We start from the raw sequence: 7949 nt of genomic DNA on the forward strand, positions 1-7949 counted from the left end.
GCGCTGGACGCCTTCCAGAAGGCGCAGCCCTCGGCCTGCCCGGACGCCGAGGCCTGATGGCCCTGGCCTGTTGCGGCATCGCGGCCTGATGGCGCCGGACACCCCCGCTTCGGTTTTCACGCCGGCCTGGCCCGCGCCCGCGGGCGTGCGCGCCTTGTGCACCACGCGCGCGGGCGGCGTCTCGGCGCCGCCCTTCGACAGCTTCAACCTGGGCGACCACGTGCGCGACGATCCCGCCGCCGTGGCCGCCAACCGCCAGCGCCTGGCCGCGTTCTGCGCGCCGGCGCGCCCGGTGTTCCTGCGCCAGGTGCACGGCACGGGCGTGGCGGTGCTGGACGCCGGCACGCCCGACGGCGCCGAGGCCGACGCGGCCGTGGTGCACACGCCCGGCCAGGCCGCCACCATCATGGTGGCCGACTGTCTGCCGGTGCTGTTCGCCCACGCCAGCGGCCGTGCCGTGGCCGCCGCGCACGCCGGCTGGCGCGGCCTGCACGCCGGGGTGTTGGAGGCCACGCTCCAGCGGCTGCGCGAGGTGGCCGGCCCGGGCGAGGTGATGGCCTGGCTGGGTCCGGCCATCGGCCCCACGGCCTTCGAGGTGGGCGAAGAGGTGTGGGAAGCCTTCGTCAGCGCCGACCGCGCGGCCGCCGCGCACTTTCACGCCCACCCCACGCGCGGCAAGTGGTGGGCGGACCTGCCCGCGCTCGCGCGCCAGCGCCTGTCGGCGGCCGGGCTGCGCTCCTTGCATGGCAACGACGGCAGCGCCGGCTGGTGCACCGTCAGCGAACGCTCAAGGTTCTTTTCGCACCGGCGCGACGCCGCCCGCCTCGGCGGCACCGGTCGCTTCGCCGCCTGCGTCTGGCTGGGCTGAGGGCGCCGCCCGCTCGGCCGCGCGCGCCGCGTCCTCGGCTGCTTCGCGCGCCTTGATCGCGCGGCGCCGCTGCGGCGTGCGCAGCAGGTACACCACCACGACCATGGGGAGTACCCCGTAGAGAAAAAAGGTCACAATGGCCCCGAGCACCGAGCCGGTCGTGTTCGTGGCCTCGGCCACCGACATCATCAGCACGACGTACATCCAAGCGATCACGACCAGGTACACGGCTTGCTTTCTCGTTGATTGGCGTCAATGCCCCATAGGGGCGGCGCAGGGATACTGGGACATTCCTGAAGACAAGGGCCGACACTGTAGGCCGAGCGTGAAAGCTGAGGAGACTGGCATGGCATCGGGCAAGAAGAACGACACGGCCGACTGGGCCCAGGCGGCCCAGGAGTTCCAGCAGGGCCTGGTGCGGCAGTGGACGCAGATGGCCCAGTCTTTTCCCGGCGCCGCGTCCGCCACGGCCGGGCCCGCGCCCGACCCCATGGCCGCCTTCCGGGCCTTCATGCCGCCCGCGCAGGGCGCCGCACCGATGGGCATGCCGGCCTTCACCGAGCTGTTCCAGCAGGCCGGTGGCGCCCAGGCGTCGCTCGATCCGGCCACCTTGCTGGAAATCCAGCAGACCTACCTGAAAGACGCCGCGGCCTTGTGGAATCAGGGCCTGGCGGCCAGGCCGGAGGGTGACCGCCGCTTCGCGTCCGAGGCCTGGGGCGGCAATCCCCTGGCGGCCTTCACGGCGGCCACCTACCTGCTCAACGCCCGCACCCTCATGGCCATGGCCGAGGCCGTGCAGGGCGACGCCAAGACCAAGGCGCGCGTGCGCTTCGCCGTGCAGCAGTGGATCGACGCCAGCGCGCCGAGCAACTTCCTGGCCTTCAACGCCGAGGCGCAGAAGAAGGCCATCGAGACCCAGGGCGAGAGCATCGCCAAGGGCGTGGCCAACCTGCTGCACGACATCAAGCAGGGCCACGTCTCCATGACCGACGAAAGCGTGTTCGAGGTCGGCAAGAACGTGGCCACCACCGAAGGCGCGGTGGTGTTCGAAAACGAGCTGTTCCAGCTCATCGAATACAAGCCGCTCACGGCCAAGGTGTACGAGCGGCCCTTCCTGCTGGTGCCGCCTTGCATCAACAAGTTCTACATCCTCGACCTGCAACCCGACAACTCGCTGATCCGCTATGCGGTGGAGCAGGGTCACCGCACCTTCGTCGTGAGCTGGCGCAACCCCGACGAGTCGCTGGCCCAGGCCACCTGGGACCAGTACATCGAGGACGCGGTCATCCGTGCCATCGAGGTGGTGCGCGACATCAGCGGCGCCAAGGACATCAACGCCCTGGGCTTCTGCGTGGGCGGCACCATGCTGGGCACGGCGCTCGCCGTGCTGGCCGGGAGGGGCCAGCAGCCGGTGCACAGCGCCACCTTCCTCACCACGCTGCTCGACTTCCGCGACACCGGCATCCTCGACGTCTTCATCGACGAGAACTTCGTGCGCTTTCGCGAGATGCAGTTCGCCAATGGCGGCCTCATGCCCGGGCGCGACCTGGCCACCACCTTCAGCTTCCTGCGGCCCAACGATCTGGTCTGGAACTACGTGGTGGGCAACTACCTCAAGGGTGAAACGCCGCCGCCTTTCGACCTGCTGTACTGGAACTCCGACAGCACCAACCTGCCCGGCCCCTACTACGCCTGGTACCTGCGCCACATGTACCTGCAGAACGACCTGATCAAGCCCGGCGAGGTGTCGGTCTGCGGGCAGAAGATCGACTTTCGCCAGGTCAAGCTGCCGGTCTATATCTACGGCTCGCGCGAGGACCACATCGTGCCCATCGGCGGCGCTTATGGCAGCACGCAGCTGTTCCCGGGCAAGAAGCGTTTCGTCATGGGCGCCTCGGGCCACATCGCGGGCGTCATCAATCCCGCGAGCAAGGGCAAGCGCAGCCACTGGACCAGCGGCTCCAGCGCCTTCCCGGAGAACGTGAAGGACTGGATCGCCCAGGCCACCGAGCACCCGGGCAGCTGGTGGACCGACTGGGCCGCCTGGCTCAAGCCCCTGGGGGGCAAGCAGATTCCCGCGCCCAAGGCCTACGGCCGGGGCAAGGCCTACGGCGCCATCGAACCCGCGCCGGGCCGCTACGTGAAGGCCAAGGCGTGAGATGACTCTCCCCCGCGCCGCTTCGCGTCGCCCCCCACCCGGGGGCGACACCAGGGGCCCGGCAAAGCCGGTTCCTCGGTGCCTCGGGCTGAAGGACGCCCGTCCCGGATCGCATTTGCTTTTTATCCCTACAGGAGAACGCTCATGGAAGACATCGTCATCGTCGCCGCCGCCCGCACCGCGGTCGGCAAGTTCGGTGGCACGCTGGCCAAGACGCCCGCGACCGAACTCGGCGCCACCGTCATCAAGGCGCTGCTGGAGCGCAGCGGCCTGCCCAACGACGCCATCGGCGAGGTGATCATGGGCCAGGTGCTGGCCGCCGGCGTGGGCCAGAATCCCGCGCGCCAGGCCATGATGAAAGCCGGCATCGCCAAGGAAACGCCCGCGCTCACCATCAACGCGGTGTGCGGCTCGGGCCTGAAGGCCGTGATGCTCGCGGCCCAGGCCATCCAGACCGGCGACAGCGAGATCGTCATCGCCGGCGGCCAGGAGAACATGAGCGCTTCGCCGCACGTGCTCAACGGCAGCCGCGACGGCCAGCGCATGGGCGACTGGAAGATGACCGACACCATGATCGTGGACGGCCTGTGGGACGTCTACAACCAGTACCACATGGGCATCACCGCCGAGAACGTGGCCAAGGCGCACGGCATCACGCGCGAGATGCAGGACGCGCTGGCCCTGGGCAGCCAGCAGAAGGCCTCGGCCGCGCAGGAGGCCGGCCGGTTCAAGGACGAGATCGTGGGCGTGAGCATCCCGCAGAAGAAGGGCGACCCCTTGGTCTTCGACGCCGACGAGTTCATCAACAAGAAGACCAGCGCCGACGCGCTGGCCGGCCTGCGCCCCGCGTTCGACAAGGCGGGCACGGTGACGGCGGGCAACGCCAGCGGCATCAACGACGGCGCCGCCGCCGTGGTGGTGATGAGCGCGAAGAAGGCGGCCTCGCTGGGCCTGACGCCGCTGGCGCGCATCGCCGCCTTCGGCACCAGCGGCCTGGACCCGGCCACCATGGGCATGGGTCCGGTGCCGGCGTCGAAGAAGGCGCTGGCACGCGCGGGCTGGAAGGCGGCCGACGTGGACCTGTTCGAACTCAATGAAGCCTTCGCGGCCCAGGCCTGCGCGGTGAATAAAGCGCTGGAGCTCGACCCGTCGCGCGTCAACGTCAACGGCGGCGCCATCGCCATCGGGCACCCGATCGGTGCCTCGGGCTGCCGCGTGCTGGTGACGCTGCTGCACGAGATGCAGCGCCGCGACGCCAAGCGCGGCCTCGCGGCCTTGTGCATCGGCGGCGGGATGGGGGTTTCCCTTGCTGTCGAGCGCTGAGCGCACGGCTAGCATGAACGTGTTCAACAACAATCGCCTGGAAAGGTCACCATGAGTCAGAAGGTTGCATACGTCACGGGGGGCATGGGGGGCATTGGCACCGCCATCTGCCAGCGCCTGCACAAGGAGGGCTTCAAGGTCGTTGCCGGCTGCGGGCCCACGCGCGATTACCAGAAGTGGCTCGACGAGCAGAAGGCCCTGGGCTTCACGTTCCACGCCAGCGTGGGCAATGTGGCCGAGTGGGATTCCACCGTCGCCGCGTTCGCCAAGGCCAAGGCCGATCACGGCTCCATCGACGTGCTGGTCAACAACGCGGGCATCACGCGCGACCGCATGTTCCTCAAGATGACGCGCGAGGACTGGGACGCGGTCATCAGCACCAACCTCAACTCCATGTTCAACGTGACCAAGCAGGTCGTGCCCGACATGGTGGAGAAGGGCTGGGGCCGCATCATCAACATCAGCTCCGTCAACGGCGAGAAGGGCCAGGCGGGCCAGACCAACTACTCGGCGGCCAAGGCCGGCATGCACGGCTTCACCATGGCGCTGGCGCAGGAGTTGGCCAACAAGGGCGTCACGGTGAACACCGTGAGCCCGGGCTACATCGGCACCGACATGGTCAAGGCGATCCGCCCTGATGTGCTGGACAAGATCGTGGCCACCGTGCCCGTCAAGCGCCTGGGCGAGCCGAGCGAGATCGCCTCCATCATCGCCTGGCTGGCCGGTGACGAGGCGGGCTATTCCACCGGCGCCGACTTCTCGGTCAACGGCGGCCTGCACATGGGCTGAGGGCCTCGGCCCCGCGGCCTCAGGCGCCTGGGGCCACCTCGAAGTCGATCAGGTCCACCGACACGATCTCGTCCGGCTTGCCGCTGCACCAGTGCAGGTACAGCGTCATGTCGGTCGAGATGCCGCCGTGCAGCGCGCCCGGCGCGTTGTACATGAAGCTGCCTTCCCTGGCCACGACCCGTCCGCGCGTGTCGTAGTAGGCGCCTTTCATGATGTAGACCTCTTCACCGAGTTCGGGCGCGCGGCCCATGATCTTCCAGGCCTTGCCCGGTGGCGCCACGAAGCGGGCGATGACGGTCAGGCCGTGCGCGTCGCGGCGCAGCACGCGGCGGAAGCGCCCGTATTCGCGGCCGTCCTCCCAGATGATGTTGTAGTCCGCGGGTTCCCAGGGGCTGTCGTCGGGATGGAGCTGGAAGGAGCGGGGGCGAGGGGCTTGTGGCATGGCAGTAGGGGTGAGGTGGTGAAACGGTGTCTTGGGGGTGGCGCCTAGATCTGGGTCGCCGGCAGTTCAACAATCAGCCCGTCGCTCAGCCGGTCCGCCAGCACCTGGCAGGCCAGCCGGCTGCCCGTTCGGCGCGGCGCGGCGGTGAACTCGAGGACCTGCCGTTCCATCTCGCTGGCCGGCGGCACCTTGGCCAGGGAGGCTTCGTCGAGGTAGATGTGGCAGGTGGCGCAGCAGCAGGCGCCGCCGCATTCGCCCAGGATCTCGTCCACCGCGTGCTGCGTCGCGGCGCGCATCAGGGTTTCGCCATCGGGTGCGTCGATGGTCCTGCGTCCCCCATCGGGGCTGACAAAGGTGATTCGGGGCATGGGCGTCGCGGGTGGGGGCTGTGCTGGCGGTGGAGTCTGCGGCCCCCGGTGCTAGGATTCAAACGCTGTTTTTTGACCCACCCATAAGTTCAGCTGATGCACATCAGTCTCCGGCAACTGCGGGCCTTCATTGCCGCGGTCGAGACCGGCGGTTTCACGCGCGCCGCGCACCGACTGCACCTGACCCAGTCGGCCGTCAGCATGGTGATCCGCCAACTGGAGGCCGAGGTCGGCCTGCCCTTGTTCAATCGGGAGGGCAAGCGCATCACGCCGACCGAGATGGGCCTGCAGCTGGTGCCCATCGCCAAGCGCATGCTCGACGATCTGGACCGCATCGCCGTCAGCGCGGCCGACGTCCGCCAGCTGCAGCGGGGCTCCTTGCGCTTCAGCGCGCCGAGCCTGCTCGCCTGCACGCTCATTCCCCCGGCGCTGGCCGAGTTCTCGGCCCGGCACCCGCAGGTCAGCGTGCAGATCATGGACACGGCGCTGGAGGACATTCCCGCCGCGGTCTCGCGCGGTGCGGTGGAGTTCGGCATCGGTCCGGACCGGCCATGCGATGCCGGCGTGGAACGCCGTTTCTTTCGCAAGGTCGCGATCCAGTTCGTCTGTTCGTCCGCGCATCCCGCGGCGCGCAAGCGGTCCATCCGATGGAGCGACACGCAGGACGATCCCTGGATCTGCTACCCGAGCACGTTCGAGAAAGACATCCGCGAGGCGCTGTGGCGGCACGGCCGCACCCAGCGCATGGAAGACGCCACCGTCGTCGAGCACCTGCCCACGGCGCTCGCACTGGTCGGCCAGGGCCTGGGCGTCACCACCGCCCCCGATTACGCCAGGGCCTTGCGCCGCGATCTCAAGCTGAGCTTCATCCCGCTGGTCGAACCCGCGATCGAGCGCGCGTTCTATATCTACCAGCGCAACGGCCATCCGCTCTCGCCGGCGGCGCGCGGATTTCTCGATGAGCTGATGTAGACCGCCACCATGGACCACCTGCCCTTGCGCCTGAACCCGGGTGAGGACCTGCGCGCCGCACTGCAATCGGCGGCGCGTGAGCACCACCAGCGCGCGGCCTTCGTGGTCGCGGGCATCGGCAGCCTGGTGGACGCTCGCCTGCGCCTGGCGGCGGCCGAGGACGTCCTGCTCGTGCCCGGGCCCAGCGAGATCCTCACGCTCAGCGGCTCGCTGGGCATGGACCACGCGCACCTTCACATGAGCGTGGCGGACGCCCAGGGCCGCGTGTGGGGTGGGCACGTGATGGCGGGTTGCTGCGTGCGCACCACGGCCGAGCTGCTGATCGCCTGGCTGCCCGACTGGGACTTCGCGCGCGAGCCCGATGCGGCGACGGGCTACCTTGAGCTCGTCGTCCGGCCCCGCGGCACCTGATCCACGCGACCAAAAAAAAGGGAGCCAGTGGCTCCCTTTTTTTTCTGGTCAACCCGCCCGATCAGAGCGAGTCGATGAAGCTGCGCAGCTTGTCGCTGCGGCTCGGGTGCTTGAGCTTGCGCACCGCCTTGCTCTCGATCTGGCGGATGCGTTCGCGCGTGACGTCGAACTGCTTGCCCACTTCTTCCAGCGTGTGGTCGGTGGACATCTCGATGCCGAAGCGCATGCGCAGCACCTTGGCTTCGCGCGGCGTGAGGCTGTCCAGGATTTCCTTCACCACTTCGCGCAGGCCAGCCTGCATGGCGGCCTCGATGGGGGCGGTGTTGGTGGTGTCCTCGATGAAGTCGCCCAGGTGCGAATCGTCGTCGTCGCCGATCGGCGTTTCCATGGAGATCGGCTCCTTGGCGATCTTCATGATCTTGCGGATCTTGTCCTCGGGCATCTCCATCTTCTCGGCCAGGATGGACGCATCGGGCTCGAAGCCGAACTCCTGCAGGTGCTGGCGGCTGATGCGGTTCATCTTGTTGATGGTCTCGATCATGTGCACCGGGATGCGGATGGTGCGCGCCTGGTCGGCGATCGAGCGCGTGATGGCCTGGCGGATCCACCAGGTGGCGT

The 7949-nt window shown here is 68.7% G+C and carries 10 protein-coding genes; 6 read left to right on the forward strand and 4 right to left on the reverse strand.

Annotated elements, in window-relative coordinates:
- The first annotated feature begins 88 nt into the window (after nucleotides 1–88).
- Nucleotides 89–868, forward strand: a complete 780-nt coding sequence (pgeF, locus tag BGO22_RS16225; protein WP_070397684.1) for a peptidoglycan editing factor PgeF — start codon at nucleotides 89–91, stop codon at nucleotides 866–868.
- On the opposite strand, the gene BGO22_RS16230 is transcribed toward pgeF, so the two are convergent.
- Nucleotides 788–1096: a hypothetical protein gene (locus BGO22_RS16230; protein ID WP_070397685.1), complete on the reverse strand. Its 309-nt coding sequence runs from the start codon at nucleotides 1094–1096 to the stop codon at nucleotides 788–790. The genes pgeF and BGO22_RS16230 overlap by 81 nt on opposite strands.
- Nucleotides 1097–1214: 118 nt before the next feature.
- Between BGO22_RS16230 and phaC the strand changes: the two genes are divergently transcribed.
- The 3 genes from phaC to phbB all read left to right on the forward strand — a co-directional run bounded on the left by phaC (nucleotide 1215) and on the right by phbB (nucleotide 5138).
- Nucleotides 1215–3026: a class I poly(R)-hydroxyalkanoic acid synthase gene (phaC, locus tag BGO22_RS16235; protein WP_070397686.1), complete on the forward strand. Its 1812-nt coding sequence runs from the start codon at nucleotides 1215–1217 to the stop codon at nucleotides 3024–3026.
- A 144-nt stretch (nucleotides 3027–3170) separates the two neighbouring features.
- Entirely contained in the window at nucleotides 3171–4349 is a 1179-nt protein-coding gene (locus BGO22_RS16240; protein ID WP_070397687.1) for an acetyl-CoA C-acetyltransferase, read from the forward strand.
- A gap of 51 nt (nucleotides 4350–4400) precedes the next feature.
- Complete coding sequence (gene phbB / locus BGO22_RS16245; RefSeq protein ID WP_070397688.1) at nucleotides 4401–5138, forward strand: acetoacetyl-CoA reductase; 738 nt, start codon at nucleotides 4401–4403, stop codon at nucleotides 5136–5138.
- A gap of 19 nt (nucleotides 5139–5157) precedes the next feature.
- Here the strand turns inward: phbB and BGO22_RS16250 are convergent, their stop codons facing one another.
- Both BGO22_RS16250 and BGO22_RS16255 read right to left on the reverse strand, forming a co-directional pair.
- The gene (locus tag BGO22_RS16250) at nucleotides 5158–5580 is read right to left on the reverse strand and encodes a hypothetical protein (protein ID WP_070397689.1); all 423 of its coding nucleotides are present in this window, start codon (nucleotides 5578–5580) and stop codon (nucleotides 5158–5160) included.
- Between the two features lie 44 nt (nucleotides 5581–5624).
- Nucleotides 5625–5948, reverse strand: coding sequence for a 2Fe-2S iron-sulfur cluster-binding protein (locus BGO22_RS16255; protein WP_070397690.1), 324 nt, complete (start codon nucleotides 5946–5948; stop codon nucleotides 5625–5627).
- Between the two features lie 96 nt (nucleotides 5949–6044).
- Between BGO22_RS16255 and BGO22_RS16260 the strand changes: the two genes are divergently transcribed.
- Nucleotides 6045–6920 (forward strand): LysR family transcriptional regulator, encoded by an 876-nt coding sequence (locus BGO22_RS16260; protein ID WP_070397691.1) that lies wholly within the window; start codon nucleotides 6045–6047, stop codon nucleotides 6918–6920.
- A gap of 9 nt (nucleotides 6921–6929) precedes the next feature.
- Nucleotides 6930–7331, forward strand: a complete 402-nt coding sequence (locus BGO22_RS16265) for a PPC domain-containing DNA-binding protein (RefSeq protein ID WP_070397692.1) — start codon at nucleotides 6930–6932, stop codon at nucleotides 7329–7331.
- Between the two features lie 61 nt (nucleotides 7332–7392).
- Here the strand turns inward: BGO22_RS16265 and BGO22_RS16270 are convergent.
- Nucleotides 7393–7949, reverse strand: a 557-nt coding sequence (locus BGO22_RS16270) for a sigma-70 family RNA polymerase sigma factor (protein ID WP_286851749.1), incomplete at its 5' end; no start/stop codon positions are given.

The sequence above is a fragment of the Hydrogenophaga sp. 70-12 genome (genome assembly GCF_001897365.1).
In the GTDB taxonomy this organism is placed as follows: Bacteria; Pseudomonadota; Gammaproteobacteria; order Burkholderiales; family Burkholderiaceae_C; genus Hydrogenophaga; species Hydrogenophaga borbori.

Bases quoted from the DNA above. Each gene is read 5' to 3' on its own strand.
- pgeF (WP_070397684.1), top strand. From the start codon at position 89: ATGGCGCCGGACACCCCCGCTTCGGTTTTCACGCCGGCCTGGCCCGCG.
- phaC (WP_070397686.1), top strand. From the start codon at position 1,215: ATGGCATCGGGCAAGAAGAACGACACGGCCGACTGGGCCCAGGCGGCC.
- BGO22_RS16240 (WP_070397687.1), top strand. From the start codon at position 3,171: ATGGAAGACATCGTCATCGTCGCCGCCGCCCGCACCGCGGTCGGCAAG.
- phbB (WP_070397688.1), top strand. From the start codon at position 4,401: ATGAGTCAGAAGGTTGCATACGTCACGGGGGGCATGGGGGGCATTGGC.
- BGO22_RS16250 (WP_070397689.1), bottom strand. From the start codon at position 5,580: ATGCCACAAGCCCCTCGCCCCCGCTCCTTCCAGCTCCATCCCGACGAC.
- BGO22_RS16255 (WP_070397690.1), bottom strand. From the start codon at position 5,948: ATGCCCCGAATCACCTTTGTCAGCCCCGATGGGGGACGCAGGACCATC.
- BGO22_RS16260 (WP_070397691.1), top strand. From the start codon at position 6,045: ATGCACATCAGTCTCCGGCAACTGCGGGCCTTCATTGCCGCGGTCGAG.
- BGO22_RS16265 (WP_070397692.1), top strand. From the start codon at position 6,930: ATGGACCACCTGCCCTTGCGCCTGAACCCGGGTGAGGACCTGCGCGCC.